This window comes from Cryobacterium sp. TMT2-18-2, from assembly GCF_004402245.1.
Classification (GTDB): Bacteria; Actinomycetota; Actinomycetes; order Actinomycetales; family Microbacteriaceae; genus Cryobacterium; species Cryobacterium sandaracinum.
In genome coordinates, this window is record NZ_SOFU01000009.1 from 1 (window position 1) to 22942 (window position 22942).

At 63.9% G+C, this 22942-nt stretch carries 22 protein-coding genes, 1 tRNA gene and 1 pseudogene; 13 read left to right on the plus strand and 11 right to left on the minus strand.

Going from position 1 to position 22942, the window contains the following annotated elements:
- The first annotated feature begins 254 nt into the window (after positions 1-254).
- Both E3O22_RS02300 and E3O22_RS16070 read left to right on the plus strand, forming a co-directional pair.
- Positions 255-1019 (plus strand): beta-galactosidase trimerization domain-containing protein, encoded by a 765-nt coding sequence (locus E3O22_RS02300; protein ID WP_134394329.1) that lies wholly within the window; start codon positions 255-257, stop codon positions 1017-1019.
- Between the two features lie 290 nt (positions 1020-1309).
- Positions 1310-1492, plus strand: a pseudogene (locus E3O22_RS16070) (transcriptional regulator); the annotation flags it as partial.
- Positions 1493-2051: 559 nt separating this feature from the next.
- On the opposite strand, the gene E3O22_RS02310 reads toward E3O22_RS16070, so the two are convergent.
- From E3O22_RS02310 to E3O22_RS02325, 4 genes are all read right to left on the minus strand, one after another.
- Entirely contained in the window at positions 2052-4136 is a 2085-nt protein-coding gene (locus E3O22_RS02310; protein WP_134394330.1) for a fructose-specific PTS transporter subunit EIIC, read from the minus strand.
- 249 nt (positions 4137-4385) lie between these two features.
- On the minus strand, positions 4386-4712 hold the full coding sequence (locus E3O22_RS02315; RefSeq protein ID WP_134394331.1) for an ATP-dependent DNA ligase: 327 nt from the start codon (positions 4710-4712) through the stop codon (positions 4386-4388).
- Positions 4705-5076, minus strand: a complete 372-nt coding sequence (locus E3O22_RS02320) for a hypothetical protein (protein ID WP_134394332.1) — start codon at positions 5074-5076, stop codon at positions 4705-4707. The genes E3O22_RS02315 and E3O22_RS02320 overlap by 8 nt, the downstream gene beginning before the upstream one ends.
- A gap of 733 nt (positions 5077-5809) precedes the next feature.
- A complete protein-coding gene (locus E3O22_RS02325) occupies positions 5810-6178 on the minus strand; it encodes a hypothetical protein (protein ID WP_134394333.1) in 369 nt (122 codons plus the stop codon).
- A gap of 356 nt (positions 6179-6534) precedes the next feature.
- Between E3O22_RS02325 and E3O22_RS02330 the strand changes: the two genes are divergently transcribed.
- On the plus strand, positions 6535-7779 hold the full coding sequence (locus E3O22_RS02330) for an IS256 family transposase (protein ID WP_134394334.1): 1245 nt from the start codon (positions 6535-6537) through the stop codon (positions 7777-7779).
- A 254-nt stretch (positions 7780-8033) separates the two neighbouring features.
- Here the strand turns inward: E3O22_RS02330 and E3O22_RS16535 are convergent, their stop codons facing one another.
- From E3O22_RS16535 to E3O22_RS02345, 3 genes are all read right to left on the minus strand, one after another.
- Positions 8034-8132 carry an SOS response-associated peptidase family protein gene (locus E3O22_RS16535; RefSeq protein WP_134394385.1) on the minus strand — a complete coding sequence of 33 codons (99 nt, stop codon included), beginning with the start codon at positions 8130-8132 and terminating at the stop codon, positions 8034-8036.
- A 69-nt stretch (positions 8133-8201) separates the two neighbouring features.
- Positions 8202-8549: a hypothetical protein gene (locus E3O22_RS15785; RefSeq protein WP_166784534.1), complete on the minus strand. Its 348-nt coding sequence runs from the start codon at positions 8547-8549 to the stop codon at positions 8202-8204.
- 232 nt (positions 8550-8781) lie between these two features.
- Positions 8782-9069, minus strand: coding sequence for a helix-turn-helix transcriptional regulator (locus E3O22_RS02345; protein ID WP_134394336.1), 288 nt, complete (start codon positions 9067-9069; stop codon positions 8782-8784).
- A 114-nt stretch (positions 9070-9183) separates the two neighbouring features.
- On the opposite strand from E3O22_RS02345, the gene E3O22_RS02350 reads away from it, so the two are divergent.
- From E3O22_RS02350 to E3O22_RS02360, 3 genes are read left to right on the plus strand one after another with little or no spacing between them, the layout of a single operon-like run.
- Complete coding sequence (locus E3O22_RS02350; protein ID WP_134394337.1) at positions 9184-10026, plus strand: hypothetical protein; 843 nt, start codon at positions 9184-9186, stop codon at positions 10024-10026.
- A 36-nt stretch (positions 10027-10062) separates the two neighbouring features.
- Complete coding sequence (locus E3O22_RS02355) at positions 10063-10437, plus strand: hypothetical protein (protein ID WP_134394338.1); 375 nt, start codon at positions 10063-10065, stop codon at positions 10435-10437.
- 30 nt (positions 10438-10467) lie between these two features.
- Entirely contained in the window at positions 10468-11814 is a 1347-nt protein-coding gene (locus E3O22_RS02360; protein ID WP_134394339.1) for a hypothetical protein, read from the plus strand.
- 210 nt (positions 11815-12024) lie between these two features.
- Here E3O22_RS02360 and E3O22_RS02365 read toward each other — a convergent pair.
- Positions 12025-12108, minus strand: a tRNA-Leu gene (locus tag E3O22_RS02365).
- Positions 12109-12347: 239 nt separating this feature from the next.
- Here E3O22_RS02365 and E3O22_RS02370 point away from each other — a divergent pair.
- The 7 genes from E3O22_RS02370 to pknB all read left to right on the plus strand — a co-directional run bounded on the left by E3O22_RS02370 (position 12348) and on the right by pknB (position 21226).
- The gene (locus tag E3O22_RS02370; protein ID WP_134394340.1) at positions 12348-13097 is read left to right on the plus strand and encodes a DUF3662 and FHA domain-containing protein; all 750 of its coding nucleotides are present in this window, start codon (positions 12348-12350) and stop codon (positions 13095-13097) included.
- Positions 13094-13678 carry an FHA domain-containing protein gene (locus E3O22_RS02375; protein ID WP_134394341.1) on the plus strand — a complete coding sequence of 195 codons (585 nt, stop codon included), beginning with the start codon at positions 13094-13096 and terminating at the stop codon, positions 13676-13678. Before E3O22_RS02370 ends, E3O22_RS02375 begins: the two co-directional genes overlap by 4 nt.
- 4 nt (positions 13679-13682) lie before the next feature.
- On the plus strand, positions 13683-14912 hold the full coding sequence (locus E3O22_RS02380; protein ID WP_134394342.1) for a PP2C family serine/threonine-protein phosphatase: 1230 nt from the start codon (positions 13683-13685) through the stop codon (positions 14910-14912).
- Positions 14896-16302: an FtsW/RodA/SpoVE family cell cycle protein gene (locus E3O22_RS02385; protein ID WP_134394343.1), complete on the plus strand. Its 1407-nt coding sequence runs from the start codon at positions 14896-14898 to the stop codon at positions 16300-16302. Before E3O22_RS02380 ends, E3O22_RS02385 begins: the two co-directional genes overlap by 17 nt.
- On the plus strand, positions 16302-17753 hold the full coding sequence (locus E3O22_RS02390; protein ID WP_134394344.1) for a penicillin-binding protein 2: 1452 nt from the start codon (positions 16302-16304) through the stop codon (positions 17751-17753). Before E3O22_RS02385 ends, E3O22_RS02390 begins: the two co-directional genes overlap by 1 nt.
- Complete coding sequence (locus E3O22_RS02395) at positions 17750-19453, plus strand: serine/threonine-protein kinase (RefSeq protein ID WP_134394345.1); 1704 nt, start codon at positions 17750-17752, stop codon at positions 19451-19453. The genes E3O22_RS02390 and E3O22_RS02395 overlap by 4 nt, the downstream gene beginning before the upstream one ends.
- A gap of 129 nt (positions 19454-19582) precedes the next feature.
- Complete coding sequence (pknB, locus tag E3O22_RS02400; protein WP_241976485.1) at positions 19583-21226, plus strand: Stk1 family PASTA domain-containing Ser/Thr kinase; 1644 nt, start codon at positions 19583-19585, stop codon at positions 21224-21226.
- A 24-nt stretch (positions 21227-21250) separates the two neighbouring features.
- Here pknB and E3O22_RS02405 read toward each other — a convergent pair whose 3' ends face one another.
- Genes E3O22_RS02405 through E3O22_RS02410 form a run of 3 tightly spaced genes read right to left on the minus strand, consistent with a single transcriptional unit; the run spans position 21251 to position 22884 of the window.
- Positions 21251-21889: an aminodeoxychorismate/anthranilate synthase component II gene (locus tag E3O22_RS02405; RefSeq protein ID WP_134394347.1), complete on the minus strand. Its 639-nt coding sequence runs from the start codon at positions 21887-21889 to the stop codon at positions 21251-21253.
- Positions 21886-22047 carry a hypothetical protein gene (locus E3O22_RS15790; RefSeq protein WP_166784535.1) on the minus strand — a complete coding sequence of 54 codons (162 nt, stop codon included), beginning with the start codon at positions 22045-22047 and terminating at the stop codon, positions 21886-21888. Before E3O22_RS15790 ends, E3O22_RS02405 begins: the two co-directional genes overlap by 4 nt.
- 9 nt (positions 22048-22056) lie before the next feature.
- Positions 22057-22884, minus strand: coding sequence for a class E sortase (locus E3O22_RS02410; RefSeq protein WP_134394348.1), 828 nt, complete (start codon positions 22882-22884; stop codon positions 22057-22059).
- Positions 22885-22942 lie beyond the last annotated feature (58 nt).

Consider the following 22942-nt stretch of genomic DNA (forward strand, 5'->3'; position numbering starts at 1 on the left):
GCGTTCGTTGCCGGATGAGCCCAGAAAGCTAGACGGGCCCAGTGTTCAAATACCCGACGCCGATAGCGGGGGTTTCGCGAACTGACTCATCTGATCACGCTGGCTCTGACGTGCCCGACTTCTAGTGCTGATTGTCGGCCAAGGCCTTTATTGCGGGAAATCGGGCACGTCGCGCGTGTGATTGAGCCTGGCAAAACCACGAGCAATCTCGACCACCGGCGGTGTGGCCAACCTGACATAAGCCCGTTCTCTCGGTGCGTGGGCTTGATGACGGATGTCTCAACACTGGTGCCACCGGATGTGCGGAGCGCATCGAGGCGTTTTACGCGGCGCTCTGGAACCGCAACGTGACGGTGGACTTCGCTCATCCCACCGGGGACCTCAGCAGCTATGACCTGGTGATCGCGCCCAGCCTTTACCTCGCCGGACAAGCCGCATCGAAGAACCTCACCGGGTACGTGCGAGACGGCGGCCACCTTGTGGTCTCCTACTTCTCCGGCATTGTCGACCTGAACGACACCGTTTATCCCGGCGCGGCGCCCGGCGCCCTCCGCGAGGTCCTCGGCCTCACCATCCCCGAGTTCCTGCCCTTGCACGAGAACGAGACCGTCACGCTCAGCGACTCCCGCACCGGTGCCGCGTGGACCGACGACATCGAGGTGACCACCGCCGAGGTTCTGGCCTGGTACGTCGACGGACCGGCGGCGGGCGGACCGGCCATCACCCGGAACGCGTTCGGTGCCGGGTCGGCATGGTATCTGTCCACCAAGCTCGTCGGCAGCGACCTGGGCTCACTCCTCATGGACGCGCTCAATGCGGCCGGCATCGACGCGGCCCACGGTATCGGCGGCGTCGAGGTGGTCACCCGCTCGACCGACACCGAGGACTTCCACATCAACCACACGGATGCGGACCACGCCGTGCCCGCAACCGGCACCGAGCTGCTCACCAACACTCCGGTCGACGGCACCCTGCTAGTGCCGGCCGGCCTCACCCGGGTGGTGCGCACCACTCGCTAGAGCCGACTCTGGGAAACTTCATCGACGGGAAGAGAGTCGGTGTGGGCGTTCCGAGTAACCAAAAGATGCTAGTAATGTGACGACGTTGCGCTGCTGAGTATCTCAGTTGGGCACCGAAGAGCGCCGGTTGCCCTGACGTCGAGAAGGGTAGCCCGTTCCCCCATAAGTATCCTCAGTTGCACGTGGCAGCGCTGCGTAAAGGAGCGGCCGTCGCCAGATCCGGAGGTTCCGATTTCACGTGGTGGCCCAGGCATTTTCGTGACGGGGCTACTGACCGGCAGGCCGGACTTATATGCAATACTCTGCGTATTAATGCAAACGCGAATGGTTGCACATTGGACCCCGATAGTGAATACGTCGAATTAGCCAGGGAGGTTTTCGCGATGTTCGTCGACGCCACGCGCATTCGGATTATCCTGGCTCTTCGCGATCAGGAACTCGCAGTCAACCAGCTCGCGGAAACGGTCAATAAGCCTCACCAGAACGATCTGGCTTCATGGGGCTCGATCCCGTGAAGTTTGGGGATTCCTGAATGCAGAATCCATTGCACTCCGGATCGGCGAGCACAACCCATGACTGCTCCTCTCGCACGGTATCCGTCCGTTTGGCCCCCCATGCCCAACAGGCGATCAATTTCTGCTTTTTGGTCGCTCGGGTGAAAGCCCAGGTGCAACCGACTCTTGCCGACCTTGACCTCAAGCATGGTCACGAACGTCAAGTCCGGCATTCGATCGGCAACGGGCCGGATCAAATATTTATCGCCACTTAGCAATCAACTCCACAGCATTCGGAGCGATGGGCACCTAGTCGCGTCTGCTGAACGTCCCTTTTACGGGATCAGGATCGGCCCGTGGAAGGACGTACACATGGCACGTGGAAGCGCTGGACATTTTGCGCCGACCAAGTCGGGGTTCCCTCGTGACACCCGCCATGGCAGGCCAGCATCGTTGAGTTCTGGATCCCTAGCCGCGGCGGTTCTGGTCTGCTGGTGACTCAGCGCTTGGGTTGCCGATGTGGTCCCTCAGCAGGCTTCTAGTAAGCGTCGGGTGCGACCGTCTTCGCGCCGACTTGCAGGGCCAGCGCCTCGAGTACGTGCGCGGGGGTCGTGGCGGCCTGGAGGGCGTCGCGGAAGGTGGGCTTTATCAGGGCGCGGGATAGCTGGGCGAGTACCTTCAGGTGCTCGGTTCCGGCCTTCGCCTCCGGGACGGCGATCATGAAGATCAGCGTGGCCTTGGAGCCGTCGGCTGAGTTCCAGTCGATGCCTTGCGTGCTGCGGGCGAAGGCGAGTAACGGGGCGGTTACACCGTCCGACTTGGCGTGGGGGATCGCGATGCCGTCGCCGATGCCCGTCGTGCCGTGCTTCTCACGGGCGAGGGCGGCCTGGGTCACCAGGGTCTCGTCGGTGACGCGGCCGGTCTTGCTCATCAGGCCGGCGAGGGTGCTGATCATCGCATCCCGGTCGGTCTCGTCGACGTCGAGCACGATCGTGCGTTCGTCGATATAGTCGAGCACCGTCTTCTTCGCCGGGGGCACAGGCGACGATTCGGACTCGGACGCGACCGAGCTGACCGTGCCGGCATCCGCGTCCGATGGGCCCGTGGGCGCGGGGACAGGACCGGAAGCCCCGGCGGCGGTGCCCGTGGCCGCACCCGTCGCTGCAGCGTGGCGGGTCGACTTGCGCGCGGAAATGCCGAGCAGCAGCACCGAAACGAGGGCGGTGACGACGGCGCCGGTGAGCAAGGCCGCGAAATACATCGGCACCCCGGAGACCGCACCGAAGACGGCGACGATTGGGCCGCCGTGCGGTACGGAGTTGGTGACCCCGAGCAGGGCGGCAATGCCTCCGGCCATGGCGCCACCGATCATGTTCGCCGGGATGACCTGCAACGGCTTGGCCGCGGCGAGCGGAATCGCGCCCTCGGTGATGCCGAAGAATCCCAGGAACAGTGCGGCGATGCCGGCTTCACGCTCTGGTTTGGAAAAGTAGCGGCCGCGGATCAGGGTGGCCAAGCCCATCCCGAGCGGCGGGACGGCGATCGCGGCGGCGACCATGCCCATCGGGGCTGAGTTCCCCTCCGCGATCAATGCTCCACCAAAGAGGAATGCGGTCTTGTTGATCGGGCCGCCCATGTCGAAGGCGACCATGGCGCCGAGGATCAGGCCAAGCACGATCGCGCTGCCACCCTGCAGGCCGGTGAGGAACGTGGTCATGGTGGAGAAGACCCAGCTGATCGGCTGGCCGAGGGCGAGCACGAAGGCGCCGCCGACGATCACGGTGGTGAGCACGGGGATCACGAGGATCGGCATGATCGGCTTGATAAAGCGGTGCACGGGGATTTTCTTGATGCCGAGGGCGACGAAGCCGACCAGGAAACCAGTGATGATGCCGCCAATAAAGCCGGCGCCTGATTCGGAATTGTAGAAGGCCCCGGTCGTGGCGATCCAGCCGCAGATCATGCCCGGTGCGAGCCCGGGCCGGTCGGCGATGGCGTAGGCGATGAAGCCAGAGAGGATCGGCACCATCAGGGTGAAACCGAGTCCGCCGATCTGGTTGAGCGTCAGCCAGAAACTGCCCTCCGGGATGACGAGCCCATTCGGGGTCGCCTCGCCGCCGAAGGAGAGCGAGATGGCGATCAGGAGCCCGCCGACCACAACGAACGGGATCATGTACGACACGCCGTTCATCAGTGCGCGGTACAGGGTGCTTCCGAAGTCGGCCTTACCGCTGCGCGAGGGCGTGGCGTCGCGGCTGGAACTGTCGCCGACGGTGGACGGCTCGGCGGCGAGGGCGTCCCGGATCAAGGCGGCGGGGCGGTGAATGCCGTCGGCGACCCCGACGGAGACGATCCGCTTGCCCGCGAAGCGCGAGCAATCGATCTTGGTGTCGGCCGCGATCACGATTGCGTCCGAACGGTCGATGTCGTCTTGGCTGAAGGTGCCTTCGACGCCGACCGAGCCGTGCGTCTCGACCTTCATCTCGTAGCCCAACTCAGCCGCTGCGCTCTCAAGCTTTTCGGCCGCCATGTAGGTGTGCGCGATGCCGGTGGGGCAGGCGGTGATCCCGAGGATCAGGAGTCTCGGTGGCACCGTGCTCGCTTCGAAGAGAGGTTGGGACATGGCTAAATAGTCCTTCCGGGGCGAGGCCGACCGGAACTTCCGCGGACACCACAGCCCAAGTTCATAAGTTTTGCGAAGTTTATCATTGCCCCGAAAGTGGGTGCGTGCCTTAGCCCTTTGACCTGATGGAGCCCCTGAGGGCGAGTGCGTCCGTCGCAATCCGGGTCGTCGACACGACGTCGCGCATCCATTGGCCATGACCCCGCTGGCAGGCTTCACGCCGGGGGCCAGGGTGGAGTAGTCAGGCGATTATCGATCGCGTGCGGGCGCCTCCAGCTCGGCCGGTTCCGGCGTTACCCTCAGGCCGCCCGGTGTGTTTGACAGGCGCACCAATTCTTCGACCCAAGCACGGTTTAGGAGGGGCTCCCTATTACCGAAGAAGTCGAATTGAAGCGGAATCGTTGGGTGGATCCAAATGGTGCTGTGACCGTGTCCTGATGCCGCCGAGTATTCCCACGAAAACGTGAAACTTTCCCCCCGGCGTACCTTGGACAGAATGACGACCTTGAGGTGCGCGAGCACCCGGTCGTCGAAATTGACGGTGATCGACGGAGTCCCGTAGATAAATTTACCCATGAGTGCTCCCAAGGCCATTGTCGATTTCGTTAGCGACAAAGTTAAAGTCTTTGGCTGTCCGACCAGCGTCGCCTGTGGTTTCGACGGTGCCGGTAATACCGATCATCGGCATTTCAGGTAACGGGAAACGCGTAGCTTCATCTTCCTCCGTAATCCCTTCGACGTCGACATCGACGACGTCGAACTGATTGGTTGGGCTGAGAATTAGCGTGTGTACGGATGTCTCGTCGTTCTCGTCGAGCGTGGTGACACCCACAGCCACACTGTTGTCGCTATCGGCCACAGAGGTGATGTAGTCGAGTAGCGCTGTCGTGATGCTGTTGCTCGTGACAATGGAACCGCCGTTGTACGTTATGCGCTTCATGCGGTGATGTTAGCTGATTGTTGTGGCTCGCGCACGGCGATGATCCACGTCGCGGGCCAGCGGGAGAAGGAGGGTCTCGCGAGAGGCTGCCCCGACGATGGCGGGTCGGTCGTCGAAAGGCAGCGGAGAGAACGGTTGCAGCCCTGCTCTAGTAACGTTTCCTCACTAGTTTCAACGCGAATAAGAGCCAACGAAACCAGGCGGCGATGCAAATGTCTCGCAACCTCAGGACGCGGCCAGCATTCGACTTCAGCGGCACTCCGAAGTGCGCTTCGATGCCGCCCGTATTCCCCGGGTGAGCTATTTCCTCGAGAGGCTTCGCCCCCTCAGACAGCGACTTCCCCGCAGGCTAAACATGTCGATACAACGTATGCGGATTGATTCCAAGTTCCTTGTGGAGGGTGCCCACCTTCATTTCTCTGCCCCGTCGCAGCCATGGCCGAGAGAATCTTGGTCCGGCGTCATCTTGAAATGGAGCCCACCGGTCCGGCCTCTCACCCTCGCCACTGCGAGCCCGGTAACGGTGCGCTCCGAAATGAGTGGCCGCTCCATTTCGGCAAGGCCGCGAAGATCCCGAATACGATCTTGCCGGGGTGACGTCCGTCTGATCTGACCGGTGTGTACCCGGCGCCCATGACTCGGTCAGGGGCAGTGATGGGGACGAAATTGTTGTTCTCACATGCGACGTTGACCTCGTCACTGGCGTGAATATGAGCCATCCGGGGACCGGGACTCATCCGAGAAGAGTGTTATCCGTTTCTCGGGCCAGGCACTCGGTCTGAGCGTGAAACTCGGCGTGGTGTTCCGCAGTCCTAATAATGATGGACCAAGGCGACCCGTCCAGCCCCGACAACATCGCCGCATTTTGCCAGACGTACAGCCACAGACCGAGCATGGCCTCGTCGACCGCTGCCGGGGTCTTCAGATGGTGATTGCAGATGTCAAAAGTCGTAACACTTAAGCGATCGTAGATCAGGCCGAACGCGGCCTGATTACCCGAAGCCATGCTGAGCATCAGCGTCTGCTGATCGGATGCCTCAGACAGCGGCGTCACCGCGCTGGTCCGCTTCGATAGCTGGCGTCCGTTGACATTCTTCTGCACATAGGATCTCCACTGCTGAAATGCCGAGGCTCATGCCAAGTGGTGAAAAATTTGCTGTGACCAGACAATCTACGTGCTTTGTACCGATTATGGGCATCGTGACAATAGCACTCGTTCCGGATTAGGGCGTGTCTCCTGACCGGTTGATGTGTGATTTGGGAGGATTTCGATGTGTCTCGAACCGATTCCTCAATCGATCCCGAGTGGACTTTGTTTGAGCCGTTACTGACGAGTGTGGTTACGTCCCTGTGAGTGGTGTGGTTTCCGGCTTCTGAGTGTTGCTTCGTCAACGTGAAGAGCCACCGTGGGATGGTCAGTGAGTACCGACTAAAGCAACTCACAAAGGACACCACACGATGGCTCTAGACCAGTTTGCCCTGCTTGACCTGCTGGGAGAACTCAAACTCACCGATGTCACCGACCGCATCCGCGTCGCGACCGAAACGTTGTATCAAGAACTGATCGATGCGGAAGCGACCGTATTCATCGGTGCCGCCCCGTTCGAACGCTCGGGCGACCGCACCACCCACCGCAACGGCACCCGGCCGCGGACGCTGAGCACCACGGCCGGGGACCTCGACCTGAAGATCCCGAAGCTGCGCGCCGGGTCGTTCTTCCCGGCGCTGCTGGAGCGGCGCCGCCGCGTTGATCAAGCCCTGTTCGCCGTCGTGATGGAGGCTTATGTCCACGGCGTCTCAACCCGCAAAGTCGACGACCTCGTCAAAGCTCTCGGCGCTGATACCGGGATCTCCAAGTCCGGAGTGTCCCGGATCTGCGCCGGCCTCGATGCGGAAGTGGCGGAGTTTCGGGATCGGACCCTCGCCGCACAAGACTTCCCCTACGTGTTCCTCGACGCGACCTACTGCAAAGCGCGCGTCGGGCACCGGATCGTGTCCCAGGCCATCGTCGTCGCGGTCGGCGTCGCGGCCGACGGACGCCGTGAAGTACTCGGTTTCGACGTTGGCGACAGCGAGAACGAGGGCTTCTGGACCAGCTTCCTGCGGTCGTTGAAGACTCGCGGTCTGGATGGGGTGAAGCTGGTCATGTCTGACGCTCACACCGGGCTGAAGAAAGCCATCGGGACCGTCTTTCAGGGCGCTGGCTGGCAGAGATGCCGGGTGCACTTCATGCGCAACGTCCTCGCGGTCGTGCCGAAGGGATCCCAGGAGATGGTCGCCTCGATCATCCGCACCATCTTCGCCCAACCGGACCGCGAACACATCGAGAAGCAGTTCCGTGAGGTCACCACCATGCTCGGCCGCTCGCACCCCAAAGTCGCTGCCATGCTCGTCGACGCGCAACCCGACCTCCTCGCGTTCGCCGGGTTTCCGCGGCGGCACTGGCGCCAGATCTGGTCCACCAACCCGCTAGAACGGGTCAACAAGGAGATCAAACGCCGCACCGACGTCGTCGGCGTTTTCCCCAACGCGGCGGCCCTGCTGCGCCTGGCCGGGTCAGTGTTGATCGAGCAACATGACGAGTGGGAGGCCGGCGAACGACGCTACTTCTCCGAAGCATCAATGCTCGAGCTGGCCACCATGAACAACCCCATCGAAGTCCTCGACGAGGCGGTGATCCTGCCCGAACTCGCTGCCGCCTAAACTAAACCAACTGACCCGCACGGTGACGAGGAATTACACCACCCAGCGGGACGTGACCCTTCTGGATCGACGAGGAGTGGTTGGACGATGCATTCGTCAAGCTGAACGAATCAATATCTGCGATGAATGACCGGCGACCACCGCTCAGCTTCAGCTGACCCGCACCTCGTGCGTCACGACTGCGCGTTCAGGGATCGCACAAGGAAGCCCATACCCAATCCCCTGCTCTGCTGCTTGCCGTCATCCATCTGCTGCTACTCGCAGTAGCCGGCCATGGGAACCAGGCACCGTTGGCTGGCAAACGCACCGCGGAACATGCCGTTACTGGTCACCGATTCCAGGCTCGCGTTGATGGGGGCCGGGCCACCCGGCTAATACAAGCCTGTTGCGGCTGGCGATGGCTTCGAAAGCGAGGCGCAGCGCTAGCTAGGGCTGTTGCGGTTCGCGGCAGCCGGCCAGTTTCGCTCGTCGGCGAGGATCGCGCGCACCGTGTCGAATCGTCGCGCCCAACTGAATAGATCGGCCAGCTGCATCAGGGTCTCTCCACGCTGGATTCGAATGAGCCGGTCATAGGTGAGGCCCGGCTGTAGCGAGGTCGCACTCTCGCTCAGAACGAACTGCTCGAGGGTCATCCCGCGGACGAGTACCCCTTCACGGACCGCGTTCGCAACTTGGTGCTGTAGCTGCGCGGCGAGAAATCGTGGGTCGTTCTCATCAACGCCCGGTGCGGGGTGAAGCGGCACAGATGACTTGCCGAACTGTTTGCGCACGCCCACTAAGGTCCGCGGTTCGAATTTGAAGCCTCCCGGAACAGCTTGTCTACGCATGCAATCAGGCTATCGAAGAACGCGAATTTGAACGATTTTGACGCTTATTTTGATAGGAAAGACACCAAAATAGCGTGTAATGTACTGTCTGGATGGTGACATTCCCTGTTGCGAAGCTACTTCTCATGAAAACTGAACGCACAGAGTAAGGGTGAATACACCTTCCAACCATTCCTCAGGCCGTCTCGCCCGCACGCGGGGGCCACAGCAAGAGGTGCAGCCCGATCTCGAGTTTTGCGAGCGTCACAATGTCCGGCCAGGACAGGCCATTGAGCACGGCAGCGATAGTGGCCCGGTCAACGCCGGTAACGCGGGCAACCTCTCTAATGCTTCGGTCACCGATGGCTTCCCGCAGGTTGAGCACCAACCGTCGCGCTATCTCGGCGACCGGGTCATCGCTCGGCATCGTCGGCCAGTCGACACACAACTCGTGTGGGGCGACACGAGCTGGGCGCGGACTCATATGCAGAGCCTATCCGCAGTCATCGGCGCGTTCTCGGATTCGCCCCTGTCGGAGGTAGCTGGTCTACTCTCTGGCTGTAGCTACAGCCAGATGAACGAGGGGGTGCGCGCAGTCATGACCAACTACAAACCACAGCGCAGCCACCCCGAATGGACGCGCATTGAAGCGTTCGTGAAGGACGCCTGTTTCCTCGCCGCTCCCAAGACCACGTACACCGCCTCGTTGCTCCTCACCGTCACCAGCGCGTTTGCGCTGTGGTGCGTGGCTGAGCAGGGCTGGCCGTTGCAGGCCGATGTCATTTTCAGCCGACAGGCCATCGACATGTACTGCAGCCAGGAGAACCCCGACCGTTCAGAGGGCACCCGCCGCAACTACCGTGCGATTCTGATGCGGGTCTCCAAGGTCGTCGCTCCCGAGGAACACCCCGAAACCATGACCCCGTTGTCCAAAAAGCGCATCGCCGCGCCTTATTCAAAGAAGGAAATGGAGGAGTTCTCGCTGTGGGCGGTCGGACAACCCAGTGCGGAGAAGCGACGGAGCGCAATGCTCATGCTTGTGTTCTGCGCGGGAGCTGGCCTCCGCTCCAGCGATGTCAGCACCATCTATCCCGACGACGTCCTCGTTGACGAGCTCGGCGTCACAATCACCGTCCGTGGCACCAACCCCCGACTTGTCCCCCTCGAGGGCCAGTGGGAGCCGTGGATGGTCGCGATACTGGCGCAGGTCCTTCGGGACATTCCCATCTGGGGCAAGCCGAACCGCACCCTCGATGGCAAACTCCTCTCCAGCTTCACTCAATACACAGTGGGCCAGAGGCCGCGGGGTGACCGACTACGGGCAACCTGGATTGTCGCCCATCTCCGCACCGGCACCCGAATCAAGGAGTTGATGCCTGGGCGTCGACAAGTTCGAAAATCTGCCCCGCTACCTGGAGTACGTCGATTTACTCGACGATGACAGCTACCGGGTACAGCTGCGCGGGGAGGTCACCCCGTGAGCACCATTTCCGACGCAGCGCTGCTCGAACAGCGGATGCAAGCAACATTTGGCATGACCCGCCATGAGTACAAGCGAGAGCGCGCCCGCGGCCCCGTATCGCGCGCCTACCTGACCAATGCCATCCGGATCGTCGACAACTCCGGAGTAGTCACGAAACTGCTCGAATGGCGAGCTATGCGACTGAAGTCGAATGCAGGAGTCAAGCCCACCATTCCGTTCCGGGCAGTTCTGGTCCTTTTTCTTCTTCACGTCCAACTCGGCTACGGCATCAACTACCATCGCATCGCTGAGACCCTTGACGTCCACTTCGGCGCCGAGGTATTCGTCCTCCTAGGCATCGAGGACCGGTCGGGCGACCACGACGACTGATATCAGCGCCTCTGGCGCTCAGCGAACCGCATGATGAACCTCATCGACCCGCATCCGGCCCCTCGGAACAAGCGACTTAAGCCCAAACCATTCGCCAAACTCCTCGCCAAGCAATCGACGCCGAAAGCCCTGCAGAAGTCCGAACGCAATCTGGCTCGCCTCGACTGGCTCTGTGAACAGCTCCTCCACACGAGCGTACGGATGCTCCCTGCAGATATCTGGGCCCGATACCACGGCAACATCGCCGCAGACGCCACCCTCATCCCAGGCACCGGGCGACCCAACCCAACAGATAAAGGAATGCGGCGAGGGAATGCCGACCCGCACTCGGGACGGTACCGCCGGGGCGGAAAACACGACGGGCAGGGCGCAAAAACCGACAAGGCGGGCTACGAGCTCGAAATCAGCGTCATGGTGTGGGACAAACCAGGCCAGAACACGGTCTTCCCTTCCCTGATCACCGCGGTTGGGTTCCATCGGCCGGGTGAAATCATCGGTTCTGGGGTCCGACTCCTGGACTCTCATCAGCGACTGGGGTTCACGAGCGGCCTCGTGATCGTGGACCGGGCCTACAACGGAGAGAAACCGCGCAACTTCCACATTCCCGTGCGACAGCGAGGCTGCGAACTCGTCATCGACTACAAGAAGCCAGACCTCGGACTACAAAACCAGTGGCGCGACCTCATCCTGGTCGACGGAAACTGGTACGTCACCTGGATGCCCCAGGATCTCATCGATGCCGCCAAGAACTACAACACCCGGGTGAGCGACCCCCTCAACCCCGAGAAGCCCAAGCGACAGCTCGACAAAATCACCTTCCAGGCCTACCTCGCCAGACGCGATGCCTACCGAATGAAGCCGAAAGGGCGCCCCGACAAAGACGGATTCCAGCGTTTCATGTATCCCACTCCCGGCACCTACATGGCAATCGACCGTGCCAACGGGAAGCGCGTCGCCAGACCCGTCACACCAGCGACCGTCACCATCCCGATGGATGCTGGAGCCCCAGCCGAACGGAATAAGAACCCCCGGTTGGCCGTGAAGCACCTCCAGAAGTTCGCCTTCAAATCCCCAGAGCACCGGAAATACTTCGGCATGCGCAGCCTCGTCGAGTCCGCCAACAAGACCCTGAAGTCAAAGAATTTCGAGGACCTCGCCAACGTCAGCAAACGGTCCGGTCGCGGGTTCGCCTTCAATTACCTCGCGGCAACCCTCGCCGCAGTCTCATCGAACCTGCGGAAGATATTCGACTTCTTCGTGAAGACCGCGGAACGTGACAGCGGCGAGAGTCTCTCCCGAGGACGCCGACGCAAAGAAGCCACCGGAACACCGCTGAATAAACACAGCGCACTTCCCGCCCTGGCACCGCCGCAGTAGCGGGAACCTCCGCCAATTCCGAACGTCACCCCGCGCACCGAACGCTTCAGCCTGCCTACCAGCAGGCTGGTTGGCGTTTAACCCGCAAAACCCCGAGCGGCGAGCATCGAAACCGCTCCTGACTTCGCTCGGACTCGTTAAATGCAGAAGGCCGGCTGAGCATTTCTGCTCAACCGGCCTGTTCGCTTGGATTTCCTGAAACACCCACTGTGCGCGAGGGGGGACTTGAACCCCCACGTCCTTTCGAACACTGGCACCTGAAGCCAGCGCGTCTGCCAATTCCGCCACTCGCGCGAACTTAGGCAGATTAGCACTTTCCGAGGGCACAACGCCATTCGAGGCAGGCAGGCCACGCGAACACAGGTCTGCGCGGCGTGGCGAACATCCTGAACACGCGCCCGATAGGGGCCCGACATGGCGACCCGGACTGGCTCCCGTAGGATGACAACCCTCACCGGGTATTGCCCGGCGGGTGAGTTAACACTTGGGACAAGTAACATGCTCATAGCCGAAAGGATCGGATCGGGAGACCTGTGGGCATTCTGGATAGTTTTGAAAAGGGTCTCGAACGCGCCGTCAACGGTGCGTTCGCCAAGACCTTCAGGTCGGGGCTGCAGCCGGTGGAAATCACCTCAGCGCTGCGTCGCGAACTCGACACAAAAGCAGCGGTCGTGTCCCGCGATCGCATTCTCGCGCCCAATCGCTTCACGGTGCGAATGAGCCATGCCGACTTCCAGCGCATGTCCGCCCTCGGCCAGACCCTCCTCGACGAGCTCACCGAACTCGTGCAGCTGCACGGCCGCGAGCAGCGTTACCAGTTCGCCGGCGGCGTCTCGATCACCCTGTCCGCGGATCGCGGCCTCAGTGAGGGCATGGTCCAAATCGACTCCAGCACGATCAAGGGCAGCGTCGCCTGGATCCCCGTGGTCGAGGTCAACGGCAAGCGCTACCCCCTGACGCAGTCGCACACCGTCATCGGCCGCGGCAGCGACGCCGACATCACCATCGACGACTCCGGCACCTCCCGCCGGCATGTCGAGATCCTCTGGGACGGCTCCCGTGCCCAGGTGCGCGACCTCGGCTCGACAAACGGCTCCCAGCTAAACGGTTCACCGGTCACGCAGGCCATCCTCGAGCCCGATTCCGTCGTCACCATCGGCCGCACCCGCATCGTCTTCCGGGTCATCGCGCAGGCATCCTCTTCCGAGCCGGTGACCGAGCGTCGCCGCGACGGCGGCCGCGAACGTCACGACATGGATGGATTCTGGGGACCCACCGCATGAGCGTCAGCGAGCTCACCCTGCTTGTGCTGCGCCTCGGCTTCCTGCTGGTGCTCTGGCTCTTCATCTTCGGCATCGTCTATGCCCTGCGCAGCGACCTGTTCGGCCAGCGCGCCCGCAAGATGCAGGCAGATGTCGCTGGCGCAGCCGGCGCGCCCGCCACGTTCCCGAGCGCCACGCCCGTGCCGAGCGCCACCCAGCCTCCCGCCACCGCGGCCTCTGCGCCGACGGAGCAGTTCACGGCTCGGCCGAGCCCGGCGTTCACCGCCGTGGACGACAAGGCCACCAGCCAGAACGCGACCCGCCTCGTGATCACCTCCGGCCCGAAGGCCGGCACCGAATTCCCGCTCACCGGCGACTCGATCACGATCGGGAGGTCGGGCGACTCGAGCCTCGTCATCCGTGACGACTACACGTCCACCCACCACGCGCGTCTGATGCTCTGGCACGACAAGTGGATGATCCAGGATCTCGATTCGACCAACGGCACCTTCCTGGACGGCAACCGCTTGGCCGTGCCGACTCCGGTCCCCCTGAACACCACCGTCAAGATCGGCGCAACCAGCTTCGAGCTTCGGCGGTAGCTGCATGGCGACAGTCAGTCACAGCGCGGCCACGTCCCACGTTGGAAAGATTCGGTCCAACAACCAGGACTCCGGATATTCCGGGCGCCATCTCTTCCTGGTTGCCGACGGCATGGGCGGGCACGCCGGCGGCGACGTCGCTTCGGCGATCGCCACCAAACGCATCATGGAAGCTGACCGGGACTTCCAGTCCCCGCAAGACGCCGAGTTCGCCCTGCAGGCGGCGTTGATCGCCGCGAATTCACAGCTCGCCGAGACCGTGTTCGAGCACGCCGAACTCACCGGCATGGGCACCACCGTCAGCGCGCTGATCGTGCTGGAAGACGAGGTGGCGATCGCGCACATCGGTGACTCGCGCATCTACCTGCTCCGCGAGGGCGAACTTTCCCAGATCACGATCGACCACACCTTCGTGCAGAGGCTCGTCGACAGCGGCCGCATCACCGAGGCGGAAGCCATGGTGCATCCGCGCCGCTCTGTGCTCATGCGCGTGCTGGGCGACGTCGAATCGGCGCCGGAGATCGACACCTCCATCCTTGCGACCTTCCCCGGTGACCGCTGGCTGATCTGCTCCGACGGGCTCAGCGGCGTGGTCTCTAATTCGGGCATCGCCGCGGCCCTGCTCACCCCTCTTGACGCCCAGGGCGTGGCCGATCGCCTGGTCAAGGAAAGCCTCGACGGCGGAGCCCCTGACAACGTCACCATCGTCGTCGTCGACATCGGCTCACCCGCCGAACGCATCGACATGCCCACCGTGGTCGGGTCGGCATCCGCTCCCCTCGCCTTCGGCGAGGAGCCCACCCGCGGCCGGGCGCTGCGCATGTCGAGCTTGCGCCTACACCCCGTGCGGGAGACGCACTTCGAGCCTGACTCCCAGGACTATCTCTCGGAGCTGATCGAGGAAGACAATCGCCGCGCCCGCCGCCGCAAGATCACCTGGCTGGTCGGCATCATCCTGCTGGTCCTGGCCATCGTCGGCGCCGGCTTCCTCGGCTACCGGTGGACCCAGTCCCGTTACTACGTGGGGGTGGAAGGCAGCACGGTCGCCATCTTCCAGGGCGTGCAGCAGGACCTCGGCCCTCTCTCCCTGTCCTCCGTCTTCGAGGACACCGACCTGGAGCTGTCCGAACTGCGGGTCTACGACCGGCAGCAGGTCGAAAAAACCATCAGCGCAACCTCCCTTGCGGATGCGTTGCTTATCGTCGAACGGCTCCAAGATGCCAGCGTCCAGTAACCGGTCCACGACGACGGATGCGCCCGCGCGCCCGCCCCGCACGGGTCGCGTGCGCCGACTGCACCTGCCCCAGAAGCTGCGCAACCTCGAGTTGGTCCTGCTGCTCATCGCCTGCGGCATCAACGCGGCCACCGTCGTGCTCGTGCAGCTCGGCGCGCTCGGCCGAATCGACACGACACTGGTGCTGCTCGGCGCCGGCCTGTCGGTGCTGGTTCTGGCCATGCACGTGGTGCTGCGCGTCGTGGCCCGGGAGGCCGACCCGTTCATCCTGCCCATCGCCACCCTGCTCAACGGCCTCGGCATCGCCATGATCTATCGCATCGACCTGGCCAACGACGAGTCCGGCTGGGCCAGCGCCTCCGTGCGCCAGACCGTGTGGAGCGCCCTGGCCATCGGCTGCGCGATCGCGGTCATCCTGATCATCCGCAACCACCGGGTGCTGTTCCGCTACACCTACATCGCCGGGTTCGTCGGTGTGGCACTGTTGCTGCTCCCACTCGTGCCCGGCCTCGGCCGCGAGGTCAGCGGGGCGCGCGTCTGGATCGGCGTCGGATCCTTCGCCACCTTCCAGCCGGGCGAGATTGCGAAGATCGCCCTGGCCGTCTTCTTCGCCGGCTACCTCGTGCGCAACCGCGACAGCCTCTCCATGGTGGGCAAGAAATTTCTTGGCATGCGTTTCCCGCGCCTGCGCGACCTCGGCCCGATCCTTGTCGTCTGGGCGCTGTCCATGTCCGTGATCATCTTCCAGCGCGACCTCGGAACCGCCCTGCTCTACTTCGGTCTATTCCTGGTCATGCTCTACCTGGCCACCGGGCGCCTCAGCTGGGTGCTGCTGGGCATGTCCCTCTTCCTCGGCGGTGCCCTCATCGCCAGCCAGACCTTGGACTACGTCAACGGCCGGTTCCAGAACTGGCTCGACGCCCTCAACCCGGATGTCTACGCGGCCGACGGCGGCAGCTACCAGCTGGTGCAGGGGCTCTTCGGTCTCGCCAAAGGCGGGCTCATCGGCACGGGCCTGGGCCAGGGCCGTCCAGAGATCACCCCCGTCCCCCAGAGCGACTACATCATCGCCAGCCTCGGTGAGGAACTCGGCTTGGCCGGCATCTTCGCGATCCTCGCGCTCTACCTGCTCCTCGTCGCGCGCGGCTTCCGCATCGGCTTCGCCGGCAATGACGACTTCGGCAAGCTGCTCGGCGTGGGTCTCTCCTTCGTCATCGCCCTGCAGTGCTTCATCGTGATCGGCGGCGTCACCCGCGTGATTCCCCTCACTGGTCTGACCACACCCTTCCTCGCCGCCGGCGGGTCCTCCCTCGTCGCCAACTGGATCATTGTGGCCCTGCTCCTGCGCCTGTCCGACACTGTGCGCAACCAACCCAGGCTGGTGGTCTGATGAATCGTGAACTCAAACGAGTGAGCATCGTGGTCCTGCTTATGTTCGTGGCCCTGCTCGTCTCCACGACGATCGTGCAGGTCTTCCAGGCAGACAGCCTGTCCGCGGATGCCCGCAACACCCGCACGCTCTACGACAGCTACTCCGTCGAACGCGGTCCGATCCTCGTCGCGGGCGAGCCGATCGCCCAGTCGATGCCCGCCGACGATGAATACAAGTTTCAGCGCACCTACAGCAATGGGCCGCTCTACGCCCCGATCACCGGGTTCATTCCGCTCAACGGTGCGCCCACCGGGCTGGAGCACTCCCTTAACGGCGAACTCAGCGGAACGTCGGACGCCCAGTTCTTCGACAAGATGAACGCCCTGATCACCGGCCAGAACCCCAAGGGGGCTTCTGTGGAGGTCACAATCGACCCGGTCGCGCAGCAGGCCGCCTGGGATGCCCTCGGCGACCTCACCGGCTCCGTCGTCGTCTCCGAGCCGGCGACCGGTCGCATCCTCGCCCTGGTCTCCAAGCCCAGCTACGATCCGAACCTGCTCACCGTGCACGACAACCAGCAGGTCACCGACAATTATCAGTCGCTGCTGAACGACGACGGTAACCCGCTGCTCAGCCGCGCCACCAAGACTCTCAACCCACCCGGCTCGGTGTTCAAGCTGGTCGTGATGACGGCCGCCCTGGAATCGGGCAAGTTCACCCCGGAGAGCACCTTCCCGAACCCGCCCACGTACCAGCTGCCCGGCTCGTCGGCGATCGTCATCAACTCCGGCGGCGGCACCTGCGGCGGAGGGGACACCGTCACCCTCGCCACCGCCCTGCGTCTCTCCTGCAACATTCCGCTGGCCGAACTGGGTCTGCAGCTGGGCAACAAGGCCATTCGCGACACGGCCGAGAAGTTCGGCTTCAACAGCGACTATCCGATCCCCCTCGACGTGTCTCAGAGCGTGTACCCCACGGTTCTCGACGACGCCCAGACCGCACTTTCGGCCTTCGGCCAGACGGATGTCCGTGCGACGGCCCTGCAGATGGCGATGGTTTCAGCTGCGATCGCCAACGGCGGCCAGCTGATGACGCCCAACCTCGTCGACAAGGTGACCGCCCCGGACCTGAGTCCGATTCAGGTCTTCGAGCCGGAAGCGATGAAACGGGTGATGAGCGCCGAAACGGCGGCAACACTGAACCAAATGATGGTCAACGGAGTCCAGGATGGCGCCGCCAGCAATGCAAGAATAGACGGGGTCAAGGTGGCAGGAAAAACGGGCACGGCGGAGAACGCCGAGGACGAGCCTTACACCCTGTGGTTCACCGGATTCGCTCCTGCAGAGGATCCGAAATATGCGATCACCGTTCTCGTTGAAAATGGCGGGGGACTTGGCCAGACAGGGTACGGCAATCTGCTTGCCGCACCTATTGCAAAGGAAGTACTAGAGGCGGTGCTGAACAAATGAGACCCACATCAGGGCTCACCTTCGGGGGACGATACGAGCTGCAGTCCCGGATCGCCATTGGCGGGATGGGCGAGGTTTGGAAGTCGATCGACCTCGTAATCGGTCGCACGGTCGCCATCAAGATTCTCAAGGACGAGTACCTCGGTGACCCTGGGTTCCTCGAGCGGTTCCGCGCCGAGGCCCGTCACGCCGCGCTCGTCAACCACGAAGGCATCGCCAACGTGTTCGACTACGGCGAAGAAGACGGTAGCGCCTTCCTTGTGATGGAACTCGTACCCGGGGAAGCACTGTCCACCATCCTCGAGCGCGAGCATGTCCTCCCAGCGGACAAGGTGCTGGACATCGTCTCCCAGACGGCCGCCGCGCTTCACGCCGCGCACGCCGCCGGACTCGTGCACCGCGACATCAAGCCGGGCAACCTGTTGATCACGCCCGAAGGCCGCGTCAAGATCACCGACTTCGGCATTGCCCGCATCGCCGACCAGGTGCCGCTCACCGCGACCGGCCAGGTCATGGGCACCGTGCAGTACCTCTCACCCGAGCAGGCGAGCGGCCGCTCCGCCTCGCCCACCACCGACATCTACTCGCTCGGCATCGTCGCTTACGAAAGCCTCGCCGGGCGCCGGCCGTTCACGGGCGAGTCCCAGGTCGCGATCGCAATGGCGCAGATCAATGAGACCGCCCCCGACCTGCCCGACACGGTGTCGGAGCCGGTGCGCAACCTGGTGATCTCCTGCCTGGCCAAGAACCCCGCGGACCGTCCGGCCTCGGCCGCGCACCTGTCCCGTGCCGCCGCAGCCCTCCGACGCGGCGACATCGCGGCCGCTGCGGCATCCGTGCCTGCCATCATGAACGGCGTCACGCCCACCTCCGCGACCATGTTGATGCCCGGCGCCGGCGGAATGCAGGCCACGACCGTGCTGCCCACCGGAGCGCCCGCGACGCGTGCCTCCGCGGCGGCGGAACCCGAAGAGAAGAAGCGCAGCCCGTGGACCTGGCCGCTGATCGGCCTGATCGCCCTGCTCGCGCTCGTACTCACCGGCACCCTGATCGCCCTGTTCACACAGGACAACACGACGCCGGTGGAGACGCCGACCACGTCGGCACCGGCATCGGTGACTCCGTCGCCGAGCAAAACGCCCACCCCTTCGGCGACCCCGGCGCCCACGCCGACCCCAACGAGCAACACCGTCGAGGTCAGTCTGGCCGACTACCAGGGACTGACCAGCACGGAGGCACGCGACAAGCTATCCGGGCTGGGCTTCGTAGCGGATGTCCAAACCGGCAACGCGGCCACCACCCCGGAGCAGATCGCCGACACCGTCTACGACGTGAACCCCACCGGCCCGGTGACGAAGGGTTCCACGATCACGGTCACGGTCTACGCCCCCGCCGTCACCCCCGACGACCCGACCGCGGCTCCCACCGTCGCCCCCGCCTCGGTCGCCGCCGGAGCAGAGGCCACGGTCACCTGGGCTGCACAGTCCTGCCCAAGCGGCCAGACCCTCTCCGGCTATGAGGTCGTGGCCGACGGCGACGCCGTCTCCCCCGGCCCGATCAGCCCGGACGCTACCTCTACGAAGATCACCGCGGGTCCCGACGCCGGCACCTTCACGGTCAAGTTCCGCTTCATCTGCGGCCAGGTCGCATCGGCCTACTCGGAGTCCAGTACACCCGTCACCGTCACCCCGGCGGCGTAGCGGAGGCTCAGGAAGGTACGGCTAAAATACGGTGTTCTGTGTGCGCGAGCTGGGAGTAATGCTTTGACTGATGAAGGCCGTCTGCTCGCTGGTCGTTACCGGGTGGGTGCGCTCCTCGGGCGAGGTGGAATGTCCGATGTGCACATCGGCACCGATTCCCGGCTCGGCCGCACGGTCGCGATCAAGCTGCTCAAGTCATCGCTTGCCGCCGACCCGGCATTCCGCACCCGCTTCCGCCAGGAGGCGCAGGCGGCCGCCCGTATGGCTCACCCCACCATCGTGCGCGTCTTCGACGCGGGCGAGGAGTCTGTCTCCGAGATCGGCGGCCACGAATCGCAGATCCCGTTCATCGTGATGGAGTACGTCGACGGTCGACTGCTCAAGGACATCATCCGCGAGGGCCCGGTTCAGTCCGACGAGGCCGTTCGCATCATCGTCGGCGTTCTGACAGCCCTCGAGTACTCTCATCGCGCGGGCGTCGTGCACCGCGATATCAAACCCGGCAACATCATGATCACCAAGACCGGTCAGGTCAAGGTGATGGACTTCGGCATTGCGCGGGCCATCTCCGACTCCTCGACGACCGTGGCGCAGACCACGGCCATCCTCGGCACGGCCTCCTATTTCTCCCCCGAGCAGGCCAAGGGTGAATCGGTGGATGCCCGCACCGACCTCTACTCCACGGGCGTGGTCCTGTTCGAGATGCTCGCCGGCCGCCCGCCATTCCGCGGAGACTCCGCCGTGGCTGTCGCCTACCAGCACGTCAGCGAGACCCCGGTCGAACCGAGCTCGATCAACTCCCGGGTGTCCCCCGCGCTCGACGCCGTCGTGCTGCATTCCCTGGCGAAGGACCGTTTCGCGCGCTACCAGAGTGCCGTGGAGTTCCGCACCGACGTCGAGCTGGCTGGGTCAGGGCAGATTCCGGAGTACCCCACGTCCGATGACTCCAGCGGCGGGCTGTTCGCTGCTGCCCCGCTGGCGGCTTCCGGCTCCGAGCTCGCGCTCAAGCAGCTCACCGAAGACGAATCCATGGTGCGTACGCAGCGCCGCCCACCCGTGATCTGGATCTGGGCCGGTATCCTCAGCGTCGTCGTCATCGTGCTCTCCGTCATGATCTGGGCCTTCAGCCTCACGCCAAGCGTTGATCTGCCCGACAACTCGCGCCGGGTGCCGTCGCTCACCGGATTCAGCTATGAGAACGCCCAGAATTCGCTTCTGGACCAGGACCTGGCCGCAATCCGGGCCGAGGAGGCCAGCGCCACGGTGCCCAAGGACCAGGTGATCCGCACAGACCCTCCGGCAGGCACGATTGCCCAGCCGACCGACCTGATCGAGGTTTATGTCTCCACCGGCGCCCAGCCGGTCGACGTTCCGGATGTCACCAACCTGCCCCTCGCCGACGCTCAGACCGCGGTAACGGACCTCGGCCTCACCGCGGGGTCGGTCACTCGCGAGAACTCTCCGACCATCGCCGCCGGTCTGGTGCTCCGAACCGACCCAGTCGCCGCGACGACGGAAAAAACCGGCGTCACGGTCGATTTCATCGTCTCCAGCGGCCTCGTAGCCCTCCCCGACCTCGAGGGTCAGCTCCTGAGCGCGGCGATCGATATGCTCGCCGCAGCCGACGTGCAGTTGTTCCCCATCCCCACACCCGATGAGACCTGTCCCCAGCAGGATGGCTCGCCGGTGACCCAGCAGTCCCTGGCTCCGGGCGACGTGCCCCAGAAGTCCGAGGTCACGCTGGTCTACTGCACCGGCCCGGCTGCCGACTGAGTCCCGGCCCGGCGGCTGACCGCCTCAGCTGAACTTCAGAAGGGGAGTGAGGCCCTGGGCCGTCGTCCGGGCGCCGGGCAGTCCGGCCAGAGCCAGCCAGTTCGCCACCATCAGGTAGCCGCCCTCGGTCAGCACCGACTCGGGGTGGAACTGCACACCCAGAATAGGGGCGCTCACGTGCCGGAGCCCCATGATCACGCCGCCCGCCGTGCGTGAGGTGACGATCAGGTCGCTCGGCACTGTGCCGTCGACGACGGCGAGCGAGTGATACCGCGTCGCCGTGAACGGCTGCGGCACCCCGGCGTAGAATTCGCTGCCGTCGTGCGTGATCAGGCTGGTCTTGCCGTGCATGAGTTCTTCGGCGTTGGTGACCGTGGCCCCGAAGGCCTCGGCAATCGCCTGGTGCCCCAGGCAGACGCCGAACAGGGGCTGGCCGGAATCGAGGGCGGCGCGCACGATCGGCACGGAGACGCCGGCGTCGGACGGCTTGCCGGGACCGGGTGAGATGAGCACGCCGTCAAATTCCGCGATGCGCGCCGCGGCCTCCTCCGGCGCGAAGGCATCGTTGCGCAGCACGACCGTTTCGGCTCCGAGCTCCATCAGGTAGCCGTTGAGCGTGTAGACGAAACTATCGTAGTTATCGATGACGAGGATGCGGGTCATGGGCTTCCCACCGTGACTTCCTGATTGTTGACAATGGAATCCACCCATGGGAACACCCAGGTGGCAAGGACGAATAACACGGCTGTGAGCAACACGAACACCAGCACGATCCGGAGCCAGACCGGTCCGGGCAGAACCCGCCAGAGAGCAGCGTACATTCGAGCCTCCTAGCCCTGGGCCTGGGCATTGATAACGGTCGCGACTTCGGCCGGCGGGCCGGCAGATGTCGGTTGCCACGCCTCGAAGACACCGTACGCGATGATGCGCTCGGCCGTGGAGAGCAGGGGATTGCAGCTCGTGAGAGTGATGAACCGATCGACGGGCGCCACATCCGGATTGTGCGGCACCGGCGCGATCACATCGACCGCGGTCGGGGCGACGTACTCGAGGTCGCGGAACCGGTAGGTGTAGTAGCCGTCGGCGGTCTGAACATAGATCGCATCGCCCAGCTGGAGTTCGTTGATCAGGTGCATGCCACCGCCGTTGGCACTGCGGTGCGCCGCCAGGGCGAAGTTGCCGACCTCACCGGGCATCTGGGTGTCGGGGTAGTGGCCGATCCCCGACCGGGAACTGTTGAGCACATTGTTGCCAATCCCCTCGGCGATGGACCGGTGATAGTTCGCCCCGAATCGCGGCACGTAAAGCACGGCGAAGGATTGGGCGCTGGGGGGAGCCTCACGGACGACCGGGTCGCCGAAGTCGGTCGGCGCCGACTCCCCCGGGGCGCTTGTCTGCGGGGAATCCGCGGCCTGATCGCGACTGGACCGCTCGTCGTCAATCCAGGTCTGGCTGATCTCGGCTGCCGCCTTCGACTGCTGACCGGCCATAATCATGTCATTCCACCAGAGTTGCCAGCCCAGGAATGCGAGCACCAGAATACCGGCCGTGGTGAGCAGCTCGCCGATGATTCCCACGGCACTGAGTCGCGGGCGACTCTTGTGGCGGGGGGCGTGGCGGGTCGCCTCTGCGGGAGGCTGATCTGCTCGCTCGGACATGGACTCAATTCTAATCGGGGAGGTGGGCCCTCTCTGCCGGGCGCCTGCCGGTCAATCC